Origin of the sequence: Levilactobacillus zymae DSM 19395 (assembly GCF_001434115.1) — a bacterium.
Classification (GTDB): domain Bacteria; phylum Bacillota; class Bacilli; order Lactobacillales; family Lactobacillaceae; genus Levilactobacillus; species Levilactobacillus zymae.
Genome location: NZ_AZDW01000013.1, coordinates 303,323 through 322,428, shown reverse-complemented (window position 1 = coordinate 322,428; position 19,106 = coordinate 303,323). Strand labels below are relative to the sequence as shown.

Below are 19,106 nucleotides of genomic sequence, written 5' to 3'. Positions count from 1 at the left end.
TTTTGAAAAACATGAAAACTGACGACTTTTTTGGAAGGTATGAATAATTCAGGCTTCAAAAGACTCAGAAATAATATTAGATTTTTTTGCAGGTTCTTCAACAACTGCCGATGCAGTACTGCAATTAAATGCTGAAGATGGGGCAAATCGGCACTTTATCATGGTACAACTACCAGAAAAGCTTATTCATAAGGAAAAAAATGGCAAAGTAGTTCCCATGCAAGGCGCAAAAGCTGCATATGATGCAGGGTTTACGTCAATTGATGAAATATCACGTGAACGGATTCTTCGTGCAGCTGAGAAAATTAAGGAAGATAATGAGTTGACGCTTCCTAAAGATTTCGATGGTAGTTTCAAACATTACCGTGTGGTTAAGCCTGTTAAGCAAACTCTTGAAGATATTGATGATTTTGATCTCAATAATACCAACCTGTTTACCAATATGGTGGAGGGATTCTCAAGCAAAAGATTAGATATTCCTGGAGATGCTTCTGGAGAACAAACGATTCTGACAACCTGGCTAGCTCAGGATGGCTATTCATTCGATGCTAATGTCCAGAATATTCAATTTGGTAATTACTATGCTCATATGGTAGATAACCGCCTTTATCTTATCAATGAAGGCTGGAGTAGTACTCAGACTAAGCAATTACTAAATCAGCTCGGGGCCAACGAACTCCATCTTCAGGATGTGGTACTGTTTGGCTATTCATTCAATGTTGCTGAACTGCGAGAATTAGAGAATGGCTTGAAGCAGTTAGATAGTAAAGTTACTTTGATCAAGAGGTACTAATGCCATGAAGATTAAACTAGAAATTTTACAACACCAAATGGATGCTTTAACAGCTATTGATAAGGCCTTCTATGGTATGGACAAGATGACCAATGATCCAAATGCCAACTATATTTATGCCAATCCATTAATAGAGTATCGTTACAACGACAAGGCTAACATTGATATCAAGATGGAAACAGGGACCGGGAAGACTTACGTTTATACCCGGATGATGTATGAACTCCATCGAAAATATGGCCTGTTTAAGTTTGTTATTGCCGTTCCTAGTCCTAGTATTAAGGAAGGTACCCGTAATTTTATTACCAGTGATTACGCTAAGCAGCACTTTAGTGAATTCTACGAAAATACTCGAGTTCAATTAAACGTCATTAATGCGGGTGATTTTAGTGCACGTTCAGGACGACGAAACTTCCCAGCTCAATTGTCTGAATTTGTAGAAGCCACGCGGCAAAACGCTAATCAAATTGAAGTATTGCTGGTTAACCAGGGGATGCTGCACTCTAAGTCGATGCACCGTGATGACTATGATCAAACTTTATTAGGTGGGGAAACTTCACCGATCAAAGCTATTGCAGCTACACGGCCAGTGGTCATTATTGATGAACCACAACGCTTTCCAAGAGGCAAAAGGTATTACAGTGACATCGAAGAAATGAAACCACAGTTGATCGTGCGATTTGGCGCTACTTTCCCAGAAACATCAACGGGACGTGGCAAAAATAAAGTTACAGGAGCTGATTATTACCGTGGTGAACCACAGTTTAATCTCGATGCTGTTGATAGCTTTAACCAAGGCTTAGTTAAAGGCATTGATATTGATTATCCAGATATGTCGGAAGAACAAGCAAATAACTTGTATAAGGTTAAGCAAGCTAAGGCAAAAGAGCTGATTCTTTCTAAAAATAAGAAGATATACTCTTTAAGCGTTGGTGAAAATCTTGCTGGTATTGATTCTGGTTTCGAAGGGGACATTACTTATGCTGGTGGAACGGATCGTGAGTTATCTAATGGACTGGCTTTGTCAAAGGATATGAAGCTAATCCCTGGTACCTTTGCCCAGAATTATCAAGACGAAATTATCTCCCAGGCACTGGATTGCCACTTTAAAGCTGAAGAAGAGAACTTTTTACGCTTAAATTCAGGAGATAATGCGCCAAAAATTAAGACGTTATCTTTATTTTTCATTGATAGCATTTCCAGTTTTCGAGGTGAAGATAATGGTAAAGGTTGGTTAGTTCAGCACTTTGAGGATCTTTTAACTAAAAAATTGAAAAAGTTAATTGACCGTTATGAATTAGCAATAGATGACCGCGAAAAAGAGTATCGTTCATTCTTGCAAGCTACCTTGCAAAGTCTTCAGTCAGAACATCAGGATGTATATGCGGGTTACTTCAGTGAAGATCGTGGTAGCTCTGATGCAGATATTCAGGCTGAAGTTGAAGACATTTTAAGTAATAAGGAAAAATTGCTCAGTTTTAAAGATAAAGATGGTAATTGGCTGACACGACGTTTTCTATTCTCCAAGTGGACACTGCGCGAAGGTTGGGACAATCCTAATGTCTTCACGATTGCTAAGTTGCGGACTTCGGGTTCGGAAATTAGCAAGATTCAAGAAGTTGGTCGAGGCCTGCGCTTGCCTGTTGATGAAACTGGTCACCGTCTAAGTCAAGATGAATGGCAAAGTCGACTTTCCTTCTTAATCGGTTATGACGAACGGAATTTTGCCCAGAAATTAGTTGGTGAAATTAATGATGATTCGCCAATTCGGTTAAACCAAGAAGAACTGACTGATGACATGATCAAGTTAATTGTTAAGGCTAAGCAACAGATTGATCCTAAATTTGATGAAGATCAGTTGCTTGATGAACTTGATGAACATAACGTCATTACCCGTTCTAACAAGTTCAAACGGGATGTCGAACTGGATGGTCAAGTTATGTCTGGCTATGATGCCTTGTGTCAACTTTATCCAGAACTTGAACAACAAACCCAGGTTGTTGAGGGTAGAGTTCGTGATAAGAGTTCTAAAGATAATACGGTAGTTAAGTTACGGAAACAAAACTGGCAACAATTAAAGAACTTGTGGTTACAGTTAGCTAAACGCCAAATGATTAAGTTTGATCCGTCAGTAAACAAGGATGCTGAAACCGTTGCTCGGAATGTTTTCAATGATAGTGACAGTAAAGTATTTGTTTTGCAGCGTCCTCAAATGGTTCACCAAGAGGTTGATACCGCTAGTGGCGATGCTGTTGTAAAAGAGACGCAAGCGGATTATAGTACTGAATATTTGACTATGAACTATGGTAAGTTTCTTAAAATTTTGGCTAAACAAACCGACTTGTCGGTTAACTTGTTGAATAACTTAATGATCAAGTCGATTGGAAGGTTAAGAAATAATACTAATTATATTAACGAAAAGACTCTCGGTAATTTGATCCGAACCTTTAATAACCAGTTCAATGAACGGATTAAGACTTCATATAGCTACGAACCATTAGACTTTTCAGCCTCAACTTCAATCTACAATGCTAAAAGACAAGAATTTGTGGATTCAGTACCAGCTAGTATATTAGGGGTTTATCAATCAAATTCAACTTCTGATGAGAAATATTTATATGATCGACCACCACTGCGCTACGATAGTGTCGATCCAGAATTAAAAATTTTGAATCGATCGTATGGTCCTAAGATTAGTGTGTTTGGAAAGCTTCCTAAGAAGGCTATCAAGATTCCACGCTTTGATAATGGCACAACCACACCGGACTTTATTTTTAAGATTGAACACGGTAAAAAGCCAATCTACTTGGTTATTGAAACTAAGGCAGAAAACATGCGTTTGGGTGATGAAGAAATCCATATTATTCAGCAAAAGTACTTTAATCAGTTGAAGGAATCGAATGTTTATTATCGTATGGCCACGAGCGAACAAGAGGTACATGATTTGATTAATAAATTGGGAAATGGGGAGCTGAATTAGAATGTTGTCGTTAATTAAATTAGCTAAAGAGGGAAAGTTGGAGAAGACAGGTGCTAAACCTAAACTGCCAATTAAAGTTGATGGGGTAAGCTCAGAGACGCTTCATGTTTACAAAATTCCACTTGAATATCTTTATTACAATGACAAAAATGGGCGGATTGCGACTGGTATTTCACAGTATCGTGATGAATTGTATCCCGTAAATGACCAAGAAGACCCACGGTATAACACTTTTGTCGCTAAACTAATTGAACGGGATAATTCGACTGCATTGAAGCGAACGGAAAAATCGATTCAAAAATCTGGTCAACAAGTGTATGGTTATGTCCTTGATGATGGTCGAATTGTTGATGGTAATCGACGTTTCACTGCTTTACGAAATATCCATCAAACGAATGGTAGGACGGTTTATTTTGAAGCCGTTGTTTTACCATTTTCATATGACAACACCACCGAACGGGCTAAAATCAAGCAGTTAGAATTAGCCATTCAGATGGGTGTTGAAGAACGACAAAATTATGATCCAGTTGATCTAGCTGTTGATATTTACCAAACTACCGGTGATAATGATCCAATTATGACTCAGGCGGACTACGCAGCTGATTCACACATGCGTCCCACTGAAGTGAAAAAATATTATGACGGTGCGGTGTATATGAAAAAGTTTCTGGGGTTTATTGGTGCCCCTGAGAATAATTTCAATATTATCAAGGAAAGCAAGGTTTGGTCGCTTTTCTATGTAATGGGTAAATCGTTATCCAAAAATTTTGGCGATGATCCGGAATCGCAGGTTAGAAAGAACGAGACCATGAGCTCGTTCTTTGGGGTTATTCTTTACCAAATTCATGTCGGAGTGAGTGGGAACACAGCTAGGACTCATGTTCGTGAATACAGTAGCAATATTGTCAACAGCATTGACAATGAAGATTTCAATGACGATGTAGCAGACATGGTTGATGACCTATCAGAATCACTTCAAGATGATGAAATACAGACTACTTCCGACTTGATGCAGAGTTTGACGGATGAAAACGAGACTATTGAAGCATTTGGCGATACATATGACACTTATATGCGAAATGCTCGAAATAGTGAATCTGTAGATAAATTTATCCGAAACATTAAGCAAAGTGTTAAATACTATCATGACTTAAACGAAGATGGTGGATTGATCGGGAGCCTGCGTTATAACGAAGTCAGTGAAGACCAATTAAAAGAGTTACAAAAATATATGCGAAATTTAAGTCAATTAAGTAAGGAGTTGTTCAGCAAGTATGGGGATGAAATCAGATAGTCCAATCATTGTCAAGAATGATGCTGGTCTATTTCAACTGCTTGATGATAGTCACCATACACTGGAAGCCAAGGTTGCACAACGTGGATTAGCTATCTTTGCTCCATATTTTGAAGATCCTAAGCAACGTACTTTTAAGGAAAAACTGACTTATGTTCAGTTGCTGGAGTTAGTTAAAAAACTTAATCGGCGACTACAACGAAAAGGATTGCCTGAAGTTCAAACTAGTAATAAATTTAATCAATTTGTGCAGCAACGCCAGTACTACATTAAAGAGCAAGGTCAAGCGGGGTTAACGATCAAAGATGGAGATCCTCGCTGGAAAAAAGAGTTTGATAATTTTAAGGCAATTGTTAGCCAAGAAATTACCCGACCATTGAAGCCTGAACAAGAAAAAGCCAGCTTCTTTATGACCGTTATGAAGCGGGCCGCTAACTTTTCAGTACCAGGTGCGGGAAAAACTGCCATGATATATGGTACGTTTGCTTATTTATCTAGTCCGAGGGTTAACGAAGTTAATAAGTTATTAGTTGTTTCTCCGTTGAATGCTTTTACGGCTTGGCGGACGGAATTTCAAGAAGTGTTTGGATCAAACCGTGATCTCCATTATCTCAATATGCGTGATAAAAAGTACAACAATAATATTGGCGCCATTAAGCATGACTGGGTTCAAGCGGATGTAATTACAATTAATTATGAAGCCTTGCAGAGCAAGTTGAATATTATTAATGACTTGTTGGATTCAAAAACTATGCTGATCTTTGATGAAGTTCACCGGATCAAGGGCGTCGGAGGCCAACGAGCTAAAACAGCTCTCAATCTCAGCCAAGCACCACACTATCGGTATGTGTTAACTGGGACACCGATTCCAAATGGTTTCAGAGATATTTATAATTTCTTGCATTTAATGTATCCTGATGAATACTCTTCTTTCTTTGCCTGGGATCTGACCACTCTTAATAATATTGGCCCAGAAGATGTGAACAAGAAGTTATCGCCATTTTTCTGGCGGACTAACAAGCAGGATTTACATGTTCCAAAGCCAGATCCAGATATTATTAAAGAAACAGCTCCATCAAAGAATCAGGAGCTGTTAGCACAGGCAATTTATGAAAATGAAAATGGAACATTGGCGACCTTTATTAGGCTACTGCAAGCTTCGACAAATCCGGAATTGCTAAGTACTAACATCAACTATAAAGAACTCGGACTGGTGGATGCAGATTCTGGAGTGTGGGATAAACAAGCTGCCACCGTTGAAAAAGAGAATTCCAGTAGCGGAGAAGCTTATAAGAAATATGATCTAGCTAAGATAGAGACGCCTAAGTTTGAAATGGGCATTGACCTGATTGATAAACTGGTAAGTCGAGGTAAAAAAGTCCTGGTGTGGGGGATGTTTGTTGGTACCATGCAAAGAATTACTGATACTCTTAATGACATGGGTATTAAAACTACCTTGGTTTACGGTGCGACACCCAAACAGAATCGGGAAGGAATGATTAACAACTTCCGAACGGGCGATGCACAAGTGCTGGTTTCGAATCCTAATACTTTGGGCGAGTCCATTTCGTTGCATCAAACCGTACATGATGCTGTTTACTTCGAATATAACTTCAACTTAACCTTTATGCTGCAGTCTCGAGATCGGATTAATCGTTTGGGATTACCAGCAGACCAATACACCAGATATTACTATTTGATGACTAAGGGCGACGTTGCTCATATGGGTTTCATTGATAGTGCGGTTTACAAAAAGCTAAAGGATAAAGAAAAAGTGATGCTTGATGCGATAGATGGTCAGCTGCTGGTTCCTGAATATACTGATGATTATCTGCAAGAAGTTAAGGATATTGTTATGGGAAGATATAAATAGGGGTTAGAGATTACGGATGCTATACAGTGCCGTCTATTAAGCTTGCTAAATATCATCTATATGGGAATCATGTGACTTTTGTTCGGTACTTTAACGGCAAACTTATGTCGGGCATTTAATCATTGATTTCAAAGGGGAAAATTATGCGTAAATCATTGAAATTAGCCTTAGTCTTTATCACCATCTTGTCGGTCTTATCCATAGGGTCAATAACGCCTGCTCAAGCGGCGTCACGAACCATCCCCAGTTCCTTACGGGGAACTTGGTATCACTATTATGCGGGGTTACATAAGGTTGATAAACTAAAAATCACCAAGCATGCCATGAAATTTTCGCTTAAGGGTTTTACAGCTAATAACCAAACGGGTTCCCAAGTGATGGTTAGAAAGATGGGTAACCGAGGTTATGCAATTGGTAAGAGGGATGCGCCCTTATTAAAAATCAAGTCTCATAAAATCAACGGTAAGAAACATAAAGTACTTTTTGTAGAGTTAGGCGGCGCGGCCGTTAACTATACCCGTTTCAAACCCGGTCATCATCAATACTAAATAAAATAATTTTAAAAAATGGGCCCCCTTAACTGGGAGCCCATTTTCGCTAGTTTAGTTTCGTTTTTCGGATGGCAACTTTTTGATTCGTTGTTCGGCCAAATGATAAACTTTTTTGTCTTCACGTTTGCCAACGCTAGGTATTAAATTTGGTAAGCTTGATTTTCGGTCATGACCTATTCCCAGCCACCAGCGAGGTCAAGCTGCGATTTTAAATTTGCTAGGGCCTTACCCCGAACCTATTCAGTTGAGCTTGCAGCGTTTCGTTTTCTTTAATCAGGTCTTCATAGCTGAACCGTCAACGAATAAAATCCTTTTGTTGAATCAAGACATCTTGTTTTTGGCCAGCGGTGATATAGGGCGGCGTAAACGTCTTGTGTTTTAGAATCTGATTCGTTTACAACGGCCAAACGCAACTCTCCCAAATCCTGTTTGCGGGCCCAATCGAAGATCTCTTGAGTCAATCAAGTTTCAAGCTGCTGACCATCTGGTTTGGCTGAATGGGAGGTGAAACTAGCGTGACACATAAACAATGTCCTTCGGTTCAATAGTCATCATTTGCGTCCTCTTCCCAACGTTGGTAGCCCTCCGGTGTACTCAGGTCGTTGACTGGACGGTCAGCTTGCTTGAGGGCCGCTTGGAGGTTCAACGCAGCCTTCTGCCGTTCGGTCAACGTGACGGGGAAGGGGATGCTGCCGGTAGCGGCGACTTGTTTGAGAAACATGGTGATGGCGGTTGACGGGGACAGTCCTAATTGACTGAAAATCGCCTCAGTTTTATCGGCCAAAGACCGTTCGACAGTGACTTGAATCTTTTGGGGTTTAGTTGCTGACTCATGGGGACGGTTAGTTGACATGGCAGGTATTCCTTTCTGGTTGCTTAGTAGTCCCGTTGTAGGCTGTTTCGAGGATTTTTACACGACATTCAAACGCTCAAACGAATCAAGCTTGACGCCGATAGTTCTGGCGGTAACCCGGAAATTTTGAGCAAAAAGCGGCGTTCTGGGACGCCTCCAGTCCAGAACGCCACTCCTAAATCGTTTTACATTGTGCAAAATGAAACTAGCGTGAAAACGCGCCGTTATAATAATTTAAATATGCAATTGGGCTGGTAATCCCGCCAGAATATGGTATGCTTGTCTTCGTAATTAAAATTTACGGAGTAGGCAATAGGGCGTTAAGTGCTGGTGGAACGCAATGTGAACACCGGACGAAGGACACGTGGTCCGCGATCTTATTGCCGCATTGGCCGCAGTGATGTGGCAACTCCCTTAGGAGATGTCTGAAATGAAGACAATGGCAAGAACCCAGCTCCCGAAGCTGGACACGTTGAGTATGGTCACGATGGGCTTATTGATGGCGGTGCAGCTGGTGGTCAGCCGCTTTACCATCAGTAACCAGTTTATGCGTTTGAGTTTCACCTTCCTGGTGGCCGCGCTACTGGCCAAGTGGTTTGGCCCGTGGTGGGGAATGATGACGGCGGCGTTAGTCGATATCGTGGGCACGCTGATGACCGGGGGTCCGTATTTCGTCGGGTTTACCATCTCGGCCATCGTGGGTTCGCTGATCTACGCGCTGTTCTTCTACCGGCAGCCAATCACGTGGTGGCGCATTATCGTGGCACAACTGCTGGTGGTCGTGCTGGTCAACATCGGGTTAAATTCCGAGTGGCTGGTCATCATGTACCACACGCCACTGTGGGGCATTTTACCCGTGCGTTTAATGAAAGAGGCCGTGACCACGCCGATTCAAATCGTGCTATTGTACGTGGTGTTGAAGAGTCATGTGATTCAAAACCTGGAACACCGGTTAAAAACGAAAGCTTAATTAATGTCTTGCGCCGTGATGGGCTACCGAAAAAGGGTGGCCATCACGGCTTTTTTAATGGCGTGGGGACACACTTAAAGATTAATAAAATTACTTTAACTTAAATCAAACAACCTGACCACCACTCCCGCCACATCCCCAAACTGGCCACAACACCTAACCAAGTCACTAAGGTCGGCCCACCCAAGAGCAGCGTATGCTACACTGGTAAGTATCAGTGGTAGGTCAGTGGCCTATCCAACCTTTAAGTTTTTCTAGTATCCCAGCGCCTTGGCTTGTACTTCTGGCGAGAGTTGGGTATAACGGACTAGGAAAACGGATGACCGGATTTTATGTTCAGGGGGAGACACAACCATGAAACGCTTAGCACAACTGTATGCCCAATATAAGGACGTTATCGCCTACCTGGTCTTCGGGGGCCTGACCACGTTAGTCAACCTCGTGGTCTTCTTCATGACGGCCAGCTTATGGCACTGGAACTACCAAATCGGGACGGCCGTCGCCTGGTTCGTCTCCGTGTTATTTGCCTACCTGACCAACCGGGTCTGGGTCTTTCATTCCCACTTCACCACCTTGCGCGCGTTGGGGCGCGAAATCGTGTCGTTCTTCTCCGTGCGGGCACTGACCCTGGTGATGGACGAAGGTATCATGTGGATCGGGGTATCCTTACTCATGCAAAACGAAATGTTGACGAAGTTGGTGGATCAAGTGGTCGTGGTCCTAGCCAACTACTTCTTCAGCAAGTGGTTCGTCTTTCGTAAGACCAAGGCGGCTGCGAAAAATTAAACGATGAATCGTTATCCGACCTACAGCCAGGCCGGACGCCGCAGAACTACCAATGACGGTGACCAAAAGCCGCTTCCCCCAATGGAGAAGCGGCTTTTAATGATGCTTAAGGCGTGACACGTTCGGTATCGTTTTTGAGCAGTGCGGCGGTAACGATGCCCAATAGACTAATACCGACCGTTAACCAGAGGGTCGTTTGAATCCCGGTCAAAAAGGCGGTGTGCATCTGGGTGGCATACAGCGCACGGTTAGTTTTTAAGAGCTGGGCCGCGGGGGCGTGACTGGTGGCGACGTTTTGTAACACCGAGATCAGTAAGGAGGTCCCCATGGCGGCTCCCACTTGGCGCACCATGTTGTTGCCCGAGCTACCGTGGCTAATGAGTTCTTGCGATAACGCATTCATGCCAATGGTTCCGGCCGGCATCATCACAAAGGAGAGGCCGATGTTTCGCAACGCGTAGATGAAGACAATTAGCCAAATCGGGGTGGTCAACGAGATGAGACTCAGGCAAATGGTGGCCACGGTCATCGTGACGGTGCCCACCAGGACCATTTGGCGGCCCTTATTTTTAGCCATCAGTTGACCGACAACGGGCCCGAGAACAAACATCACGAGGGCTCCGGGTAAGAGGGTCAACCCGGATTGAATGGCGGTCAGGCCCCGCAAGTTTTGCAAGTAAAGCGGTAAAATGAATTCGATCGCGACCATACAAATTTGCGCAATGGCGCTGAGAATGGCACTTAAACTAAAGTTCCAGGAAGTAAACACCCGAACTTGCAGAACGGGGTGCGGTAACTGGGTTTGCCGGTACAAAAACCAAGCCACCAGAAGGCCGCCGATGCCAATTGGTAACGTGCTGCTCACGGCCCACCACCCGGCCGTCCCGATGGTGGAAAACCCGTACAGCAGGCTCCCAAAGCCCAAGGTGGATAGCCCAACGGACGGCCAATTTAACGGCGTCGTCCGGTGAGCGACCACGTCACTTAGGAAGAACAGACTGCCTAACAACGTTAACAAAGCGATGGGCAAAACGAGGTAAAAAATGCTCCGCCAACCAAATTGATCGACCAGGTAACCACCTAAAGTCGGCCCAATGGCGGGGGCGAGGCCAAAGACCATGCCCATTAAGGCGGTGGGAACGCCCCGCTCGGTCCGGTCGTAAACGGAGTAGAGAATGACCATGGCCAGACCGCTTAAGACCCCGGCGCCAACGGCTTGAATCAGGCGACCCACTAACAGAATACTAAACGAGTTGGCGGTCGCGGCAATCCCGGTCCCAATCACGAAAATCAGTTGGCAGGTGACGTAGAGCCACTTGGTATGGTACCGATCAGCCAACCAGGCCGTGACGGGAATCAGGATGCCACCAATTAACGTGTAACCGGTCGACAGCCATTGGACCGTGGTGGTATTTACGTTTAAAGCCGTCATCAGTTGGGGCTGAGCCACGGCTAAGACGGTTTGGTTGAGCATGGTGACGAACGCGCCCAAGACCACCATGGCGACTAGCCAGAAGCGTTTCTCAGTTGGAACAGTTTTGGTTTGCATGGTGCAATAACCTCCGAAATGATTTAATGTTAGATATCTAACTTACAGGGCATTAGTTTAATAGTTAGATATCTAATTGTCAATCATTCTAATAAAAAAATCCGCACGTGGCGGATGAGGGGCAGTTAATCGGGAAGGTGGATTTTTTGTAGGGTCGTAATTAGCGTTTGGACTTCGGCGGGGGTCAGGTCCTTGATCAGGGCCGCTTCGGTGGTGTCAAAAATTTGATTGACCGCCGCGACCAGGGCTTTCCCCTTGGCCGTGAGAAAGAGTTGTTTATTGCGGTCGTTTTGCGGCGATCGCCGACGTTCCACGTAGCCGTCGTGTTCTAAGTTCTTGAGCATGTTAGAAATGCTGGCCCCCCGGCGGTTAAACCGATCCGCCAGTTCTCGCTGAATAATTCCCGGGTGAGCGTTGATGACCCCCAGGGTCCGTGCCTGTTGTTCGGTGACCCCTAAAGTTTTGGACTGCTCGGTAACCAAGTGTTGTTCACCAATCGTGATCTTGCGGAGGAGATTACTTAATTGTCGTGCTTGTGGGTTAGTCATGGGTTAAGACTCCTTAAATGATTAGATATCTATCAGTTAGTATAGCATAAGTTCACCAAACAACCGTCAGGGCCGACGTTACGACCCAAAAATCCCGTTGACCAGAACCCAAGGGGAGCTCCTGGTCAACGGGATTAAATCTATTATTTAGAAGGTGAACTCGTCATTTTCGGTTGGTGTGGTTGCTTGGGCGTCGTGAGCTGGACGTCAAAGACCTTCAGGAAGAAGGCCACCAGCGGCACGCCAACGATCAGCCCCCAGGTGCCGAAGATCTGCTCGCTGACGATCAAAGTAATGAAGGTCACGAAGATCGGCAGGTTGGTGGCGTTGGCCATCAAGCGGGGGTGCAGGAAGTAGGATTCAAACAGGTGCACCAGGATGACCAAGACCAGGACCTCCAAGACCCGTAACACGCCGCCGGTCACGAAGGCGATGATGGTCAGTGGAATCAGCGAGATCAGGACCCCGGCCACCGGAATCAAGCCCAGGAAGAACACGGCAATCCCTAAGATCAGCAGGCTCGGCATGTGCAGAATCCAGAGGCCTAAGACCATCAATACCGTGTTGATGGAACAAATTAATAGTTGGGTCTCAATCACGGTCCCGAAGATCTGAACGAAGCTGAGAATCAGGTCGCCCATCGGTACGAACAGTTTCGCGAAACGACTCTTAGTAAAGGCGTGGACGAAGCGTTGAAGTTGAGCCTTGGTTAGGTTGAAAATAAAGCTGAAGAAGAACGCCAACACGATGGTTTCGACCCCGGAACTCAACCGGGAAAGTTTCCCGATGCCGGAGGTGAAGAGGGTCTTACTGTTACTGATCACGGACGCGTTTTGCGTCAGATTTTTCAGTAACTTCTTGGCCGACGTTTCCAGCTGCGGGTAGGTCTGAATCAGGCGGTTGACTGCGTGCGGCAGGTTTTCCACCTCATCGACTAGCGGGGGAATGATCTGGGCGAAGGCCGCCACTAAGATGCCCAGAAAAATCAGGTACACCAGTAGGGTCGCCAACAGATGTCCCAGATGTAAATGGCGCTCGATCCCCGTGATGGCGGCATTGGCCAGGTAAATAAAGATCACCGTGAACAACGCCAGCGACAGGAAGCCCCGGGCGCACCACGCGATGATGATCAGGAGCACCAGCGCCAGGTAATAGGCCGTTAACGGGTTTTGCCAGGCGCGTTTTAAACTAGGTAACATGCAAACATCCTCTCCAAAGCAGGTAATACGTTGAGTTTACGCTGGGTGCTGGTGGATTGCAACTACGGCAAAAGCCCCGCCGGTCGAGCTGACCGACGGGACTTTTGTGAGTTGTCGTTAACAAGGGGCTAACTGTCCTGAGCGGCGGCCAGCTTGCGTTGGCGCACCGGTCTGAAGTGGTAGTACAAGGCCACTAAGGCGCCGCCCACCAAGACACCCAGCATGTTGGCTAAGACGTCGTTGATGTCGCTACTGCGGTTGATCAACCAGTGGTGGGACAGGACGTATTGCATGGTTTCGATACTGCCGCCGACGAAGAACCCGAAGAGGGTCACGCCAATCAGCGGTAGGCGCGGCCACAGCCATTTGACCAGCAGGCCGAGTGGCAGGGTCATCAGGATATTTTCGGCAAAGCCCAGGTTAAATAAGTCGAGTTGGGTCAGGTTCACGCGTCCCGTGCCGGGCGGCATGATGTAAACGGCCGTGCCGGTAAAGGCTAAGGGGGTGAACACGATAGCGGCCAAACTGGTTAAGTAGCCTAAGGTGATTAAGGCAAACCAACGATGTTGCCGATTGACCACCGTAGTCAGAATGGTCAGGCCACTTAGACTGGCCACAAGTAAGATGATGAGTAAGGGTTCCCAGCGCATATAACCACCTCCGTTTGAGAATTGAGATCAGCGGGTAACTGAATATGTTTCCCATACTAGCGCAGAAGACCCGCTAACAACACCGTTTGGGGGTGGTCTTTACGGTTTCTTTGGGGGCTTAATGAAATCACAAGGTCGTGGTCACGAAAACATCACACTTTTACGAGAATTTGGCGCCGCAACGGGTCGAGCGGAGAGCGGATAACTAGTCGGTTCGGCTGAGCGTCTGCGTGCGTTGCGCTTGTAGCAGCGTGGTCAATTGTTCCGGTGTGGTCCGGTTCAACGACAACGGCGGCAGGGCGGCTAGGTCGAAATAGCCGATCCGGTCGACCTCCATGTTGGGTTCGAAGTGACCATCCAGCGGGTCGCACGCGAAGACCAACTTGTAAAACTGGGCAACCTGGGGGATGTCGGGACGCCGGGCCGTGTCAAAGATATGTAACAGGCCGCGGACCCGCACGGCCAAACCGGTCTCCTCGCGGACTTCGCGCTGAATGTTTTCCCGGGGCGAATAACCGACGTCCGCGTAACCGCCGGGAAGCGCCCAGGTCTGCGTGGGCACGTCTTGCACCAGCAAAACACGGTCGGCTTTTAGGATCAACGCGCGCACGTCGACCTTGGGCGTCACGTACCCGGTATCTTGGGTTAGCGCCGTTTTCAGTTGAGCCACGTTCACCTGGGGATTGAGGGCCATTTGTTGTAGGAGAAAGGCTTGGAGTTTTTGGTAGCGGTCCCGGTCGAACGGGTCCTGGGTAAACGCCAGGCCGCTTTGAATCAGGGCCAGCATGTTGCGTTGGGTGGTTAGTAGGTCGTCAGTCATGATTAGTAGTTCCTCCTTCAAAGACCACCAACCGGTCCGCCGGAATCTGGGCGGCAATTTCGGCCGGTAGGGGCTGGTCGGTCACGATGGTGGCGAAGTCGCTGGGCTTAAAGAGCCGAAAGTTGTGGGTCACGTTCACTTTAGTGTGGTCCACCAGCAACATGAGCTGTGTACTTTGTTGCTTGAGGGCGGCCTTCACGGCGATGTCGTCTTCGTAGGCGTAGTACACCCCGTCAGCCGTTAAGCCCGCGCAACTCAACACTGCTGTCTCAAAATGAAACTTGGTGAGGTCTAAAATGCTATCGGGGCCCTGAACGCACCGCTGTTCGGCGTTGAGCGGCCCGCCCAGAATGCGCGTACGGTAGGCGGCATGGCGCAGGGCTTGGTCGGCCACGTCGAGCGAATTGGTGACCAGTAGGCCGGGGGCCGCGGGTTTAGTAGTCAGGTATTGGGGGAGACAGGTCACCGTGGACGAAACGTCGAGAAACAGTAGCCGTTGACCGGCTAACAGGGTACTGGCCCGTTGCGCTAGGGCGCGCTTGACCGTCAGCAGGTCGTTTTGCCGGTCCAGGTACTGGTCCAGCTTATTAAAGGTGTTGGGCAGGCTGATGCCGCCGTAGTTGCGTTCGGCCAACTGGCTATCGGCCAACTTGATGATGTCGCGGCGGGCGGTGTCCCGGGAGGTGCCGGTGAGGGCCATGATGTCGTGGAGACTGAGCGTTTGGCGTTGTTGCAAGTGGGTCATGATTTGGGCGAGGCGGGATTTCTGGGTCATAAAGTTCCCTTCTTTGCATTGATTTAAGTATATGCTTAATAATAGCTTATTTTGCCTTAAATTCAAGTGGATAGGCTTTCGGTGGTCAATCAACGGATCCCAGCGTTAATTTGGCAGGTTTCTTTTGTGTCGGATTTAGTACCCCGTTGGTGGGGCATTCCCGCGAATCGGGGTACAGTGGACGGGAAAGCTGAAGCATGACCGTACTTAACACAAAGGGCCCCGTCATGAATGAGGGGCCTAGAAGGGATGGATGGTGACATGGGTATCTTACTCGCACTAATTCCGGCACTGGGCTGGGGGACCCAACCCCTGATTGCCCGCAAGGTCGGGGGCAGTCCCACGAATCAGGTCTTAGGGACCGGTATGGGGGCTGGGCTGGTCGGCTTGTTGGTGGGGCTCTTCTCTGGGAGCGTTCACGGGCTTAACTTTTGGTTGAGTTTTGCGGCGGGCTTCCTGTGGGCCTGGGGCGAGGTCGGGCAGTTCGTGGCCTTCACCCGCATCGGCGTGACCCGTACCATGCCCATTTCCACGGGCCTACAAATCGTTGGCACGTCGCTGATCGGGGTGCTGATCTTCGGTGAATGGGCCGGGACCACCGCCCGCTTGCTGGGGACCGTTGCCATCATTTTAGTGGTGGCCGGGGTCGCGCTGACCGCCATCACGGACACTAAAAGCACGGGGCAATCTTCGTTAACGTCCGGGCTGGCGATCCTGGTGCCGACCACCATCGGGTATTGGGCCTACAGCGCCTTACCCAAAACGATCGACGCCGCGGGCATCCACCTGTTTTTCCCCGAAATGTTGGGCATCTTTTGTGGGGCGCTAGTGTACGTCTTCTGGCAAACTAAGGGGCGGGCCTTCGCCGAACCGGCTAGCTGGGGCAACGGTTTGATTGGGTTGGTCTTTGGCCTGTCGTCACTGGCCTACATCTTTGCGGCCCAGGCGGCCGGTATCGCTACGGTTTTCGTCATCACCCAGTTGAGCGTGGTAGTTTCGACCTTAGGGGCTATCTTCATTCTCCACGAAAAGAAAAGTCCCCGGGAGTTACGGCTGACCATTAGCGGCCTGGTGCTGATCGTCGCCGGGAGCATTTTAACGGCCACCCTATAAGTGTAAAGAAGGCAATTCTCCATGACTAACTTAACGACGGATTATCGGTTAAATACCGGGGCGCGCATCCCCAAGATGGGCCTTCGTACCCAGCAACTCCCGGTAGGTCGGACCCGGCAACTGGTCTTAGCGGCCTTGCGCCTGGGTTACCGCCAGCTGGACCTGACCCTGCCGGCCACCAATACGGCCCAGGTCGGGCAAGCGATTCGAGAATCGGGGTTCCGGCGGTCGACCATCTTTGTGACCGTTCAGCTGGCCTCCACGGTAGCGCCCACCGCCATTCGACCGACGGTGACGGGCGCGCTGAAGTGTCTCGGCCTGAGTACGGTGGATTTGTGTGTGTGGACCGCGGACCGGACCGGGCAAGATTGGCTCACCGCGCGGCGGAACCTAGAAGAACTCACGCGCGCCGGGCTGGTACGGGCCATTGGCGTCGCTGGCTTAACCCTACCGGACTTACAAAATTTCTGGCGTCACGCGACCGTTCCGCCGGCCGTTGTCCAAATTTCTGGGCTAATCGGTCGACCACTGGGCCAGCTGTTACCCTTTGCGCGGGCCCACCACTTGTTAATCGCGGCCCCGGTAGTCGCGGAAAAGCCGGTGCGTAACCGCGGCGTGCGCCTCATGGCCGAAAAGTACGGGGTGAGTGCGGCCCAGTTGACGGTCCGGTTTTGCGTGCAACGGGGTATCTTGCCCCTTTTGACGGCGCGAACACCCGCGCAACTCGCAACGGACACCCGGTTGGCCGGGCCCCTTTCGGTGAATGACCTGCACCGGTTCGCCACGCTGCGGAACCCGACCGAAAATTTTTGGTAAAGTAAACGCCGTCTGAATCTTCTCTGTGGAGATCCGGACGGCGTTTAGTGCCTTACGTTGTGGCAAGGTGATCCCGTGACGCCGCGGACAATTCGCCGTATACTAAAATAAATAAATTAATTGCTAGGGGAGCGATTAGTCACATGAAACGACAATTACGCAAACGACACTTTTGGTTCAGTCTCGGTCTCATCATCTTACTGATTCTCGGCGGTTGTGCGGCGCGCGGCAAAACGGGGCCGCAAGCCAGCACCACCAAACTCGACGGGGCCAAGTACGTCCCGACACTGTTCTTTCACGGTTACGGCAGTAGTGCCAACGCCGAGATGCCAATGATTCGCGCCGCGCAAAAGGCCGGGGTGACCCGCACCGTTTTGCACGCCACCGTCGCCAAGGACGGTCACGTCAGCTGGCGCGGGCGGTTTAAGGCCGGCGACTATCATCCCATCGTGGCGGTCCAGTTCACGGCCAACCGCGACGGTGATTATCGCACCACGGCCGACTGGGCCAAAAACGTGATCACCGGGTTGCAGAAAACCTACCACATCACCCGGTTCAACCTGGTGGGGCACTCGATGGGCAACATGGCCATGGTCTTTTACCTCTTGAAAAACGCGCAGAACAGTCACTTGCCGCAACTGCAGCGACAGGTCGACATCGCCGGGCACTTTAACGGCATCCTGGGGATGAACGACGAGCCCAACCGGATGAAATTAACGGCGGCGGGGAAGCCCACGAAGATGGACCGCGACTACCAGCAATTGTTGGCGTTGCGGCAACGTTATCCGCGGCAGGCCCGGGTGCTTAACATTTATGGCGACCTGAACAACGGCACCCATTCGGACGGCCGCGTCAGCAACGCCTCGTCCAAGTCGCTGCGTTATCTGGTGGCCGACCGGGCTAAGTCGTACCAGGAACGCCGCATCGTGGGGGCCAACGCTCAACACAGTAAGTTACACGATAATGCGCAGGTCAATCGGCTACTGATCAAATTCTTGTGGCAAAAATAGCTAAAAAATCGGGTTGCACAGATTAATTGCGGGGTCCAATTTTTTCAGTTGGGCCGGTGGGGCGGTGTCACGTGAACCGGACTTTTTTTCCAACGCCCGGAAGATCGTCCAGCCAGTACCGAACCGGCGGCACAACGGGAACGAGCCCGCATCTGCCTACACGGGTTACCCGTGACCACCAGCAACTTTTTTCAGAAAATGAGTTGACACTAATAAAATCTGGTGGTAGATTAGCTTTAAATTAAAAAATGATTAAAGACGTTGAAGAGAAGAGTAGCAACGCCGACGATTTCCAGAGAGCTTCGATTTGGTGCGAGAAGCAATCGTCAGCCGCGTGAAGATGAGCTTGGAGTCATGACCCGGGTCGCAAGGCTACGGGTGCGGAGGCAACCGATATCTTGCGGAGTCTCCCGGGATTTCCCGGGGTACTTGTCGAGACGGCTATCGCGAGGTAGTCGTAAATTACGGTGGTAACGCGAAAGCTTTCGTCCGTTAGTTTCTAATGATTAGAGACTAATTGGACGGA

16 protein-coding genes, 1 pseudogene and 1 riboswitch are annotated in these 19,106 nt (G+C 48.3%); of the genes and pseudogenes, 10 read left to right on the top strand and 7 right to left on the bottom strand.

Annotated features, from left to right (window positions below; all coding sequences use genetic code 11):
- Positions 1–70: 70 nt before the first annotated feature.
- From FD38_RS03155 to FD38_RS03135, 5 genes and pseudogenes are all read left to right on the top strand, one after another.
- Positions 71–793: pseudogene (locus tag FD38_RS03155) on the top strand (site-specific DNA-methyltransferase); the annotation flags it as partial.
- A gap of 4 nt (positions 794–797) precedes the next feature.
- Positions 798–3,773: a type III restriction-modification system endonuclease gene (locus FD38_RS03150; RefSeq protein ID WP_057731034.1), complete on the top strand. Its 2,976-nt coding sequence runs from the start codon at positions 798–800 to the stop codon at positions 3,771–3,773.
- A gap of 1 nt (position 3,774) precedes the next feature.
- A complete protein-coding gene (locus tag FD38_RS03145; protein ID WP_057731032.1) occupies positions 3,775–5,067 on the top strand; it encodes a hypothetical protein in 1,293 nt (430 codons plus the stop codon).
- Positions 5,048–6,940, top strand: coding sequence for an SNF2-related protein (locus FD38_RS03140; RefSeq protein ID WP_057731030.1), 1,893 nt, complete (start codon positions 5,048–5,050; stop codon positions 6,938–6,940). The genes FD38_RS03145 and FD38_RS03140 overlap by 20 nt, the downstream gene beginning before the upstream one ends.
- A gap of 143 nt (positions 6,941–7,083) precedes the next feature.
- A complete protein-coding gene (locus tag FD38_RS03135) occupies positions 7,084–7,488 on the top strand; it encodes a hypothetical protein (RefSeq protein WP_057731028.1) in 405 nt (134 codons plus the stop codon).
- 544 nt (positions 7,489–8,032) lie between these two features.
- Here FD38_RS03135 and FD38_RS03130 read toward each other — a convergent pair.
- Complete coding sequence (locus tag FD38_RS03130) at positions 8,033–8,344, bottom strand: type II toxin-antitoxin system RelB/DinJ family antitoxin (protein WP_057731027.1); 312 nt, start codon at positions 8,342–8,344, stop codon at positions 8,033–8,035.
- 299 nt (positions 8,345–8,643) lie between these two features.
- Positions 8,644–8,741: riboswitch (THF riboswitch) on the top strand.
- A gap of 33 nt (positions 8,742–8,774) precedes the next feature.
- On the opposite strand from FD38_RS03130, the gene FD38_RS03125 reads away from it, so the two are divergent.
- Together FD38_RS03125 and FD38_RS03120 are read left to right on the top strand one after the other, a co-directional pair.
- Positions 8,775–9,314 carry a folate family ECF transporter S component gene (locus FD38_RS03125; RefSeq protein WP_057731025.1) on the top strand — a complete coding sequence of 180 codons (540 nt, stop codon included), beginning with the start codon at positions 8,775–8,777 and terminating at the stop codon, positions 9,312–9,314.
- A gap of 354 nt (positions 9,315–9,668) precedes the next feature.
- Positions 9,669–10,100: a GtrA family protein gene (locus tag FD38_RS03120; RefSeq protein ID WP_057731024.1), complete on the top strand. Its 432-nt coding sequence runs from the start codon at positions 9,669–9,671 to the stop codon at positions 10,098–10,100.
- A 106-nt stretch (positions 10,101–10,206) separates the two neighbouring features.
- Here the strand turns inward: FD38_RS03120 and FD38_RS03115 are convergent, their stop codons facing one another.
- The 6 genes from FD38_RS03115 to FD38_RS03090 form a co-directional block, all read right to left on the bottom strand.
- Positions 10,207–11,649 (bottom strand): MDR family MFS transporter, encoded by a 1,443-nt coding sequence (locus FD38_RS03115; protein WP_057731022.1) that lies wholly within the window; start codon positions 11,647–11,649, stop codon positions 10,207–10,209.
- Between the two features lie 125 nt (positions 11,650–11,774).
- Positions 11,775–12,197: a MarR family winged helix-turn-helix transcriptional regulator gene (locus FD38_RS03110; RefSeq protein ID WP_057731020.1), complete on the bottom strand. Its 423-nt coding sequence runs from the start codon at positions 12,195–12,197 to the stop codon at positions 11,775–11,777.
- A gap of 143 nt (positions 12,198–12,340) precedes the next feature.
- A complete protein-coding gene (locus FD38_RS03105; protein WP_057731018.1) occupies positions 12,341–13,396 on the bottom strand; it encodes an AI-2E family transporter in 1,056 nt (351 codons plus the stop codon).
- 128 nt (positions 13,397–13,524) lie between these two features.
- The gene (locus FD38_RS03100; protein WP_057731016.1) at positions 13,525–14,046 is read right to left on the bottom strand and encodes a VanZ family protein; all 522 of its coding nucleotides are present in this window, start codon (positions 14,044–14,046) and stop codon (positions 13,525–13,527) included.
- A gap of 205 nt (positions 14,047–14,251) precedes the next feature.
- The gene (locus FD38_RS03095) at positions 14,252–14,866 is read right to left on the bottom strand and encodes an NUDIX hydrolase N-terminal domain-containing protein (RefSeq protein WP_057731014.1); all 615 of its coding nucleotides are present in this window, start codon (positions 14,864–14,866) and stop codon (positions 14,252–14,254) included.
- The gene (locus FD38_RS03090; protein ID WP_057731012.1) at positions 14,859–15,641 is read right to left on the bottom strand and encodes a DeoR/GlpR family DNA-binding transcription regulator; all 783 of its coding nucleotides are present in this window, start codon (positions 15,639–15,641) and stop codon (positions 14,859–14,861) included. The genes FD38_RS03095 and FD38_RS03090 overlap by 8 nt, the downstream gene beginning before the upstream one ends.
- A gap of 261 nt (positions 15,642–15,902) precedes the next feature.
- On the opposite strand from FD38_RS03090, the gene FD38_RS03085 reads away from it, so the two are divergent.
- The 3 genes from FD38_RS03085 (at position 15,903) to FD38_RS03075 (ending at position 18,580) form a co-directional block, all read left to right on the top strand.
- Positions 15,903–16,754 (top strand): GRP family sugar transporter, encoded by an 852-nt coding sequence (locus tag FD38_RS03085; RefSeq protein ID WP_057731060.1) that lies wholly within the window; start codon positions 15,903–15,905, stop codon positions 16,752–16,754.
- 21 nt (positions 16,755–16,775) lie between these two features.
- A complete protein-coding gene (locus FD38_RS03080; protein WP_057731010.1) occupies positions 16,776–17,570 on the top strand; it encodes an aldo/keto reductase in 795 nt (264 codons plus the stop codon).
- A 143-nt stretch (positions 17,571–17,713) separates the two neighbouring features.
- Entirely contained in the window at positions 17,714–18,580 is an 867-nt protein-coding gene (locus FD38_RS03075; RefSeq protein ID WP_057731009.1) for an alpha/beta hydrolase, read from the top strand.
- Positions 18,581–19,106 lie beyond the last annotated feature (526 nt).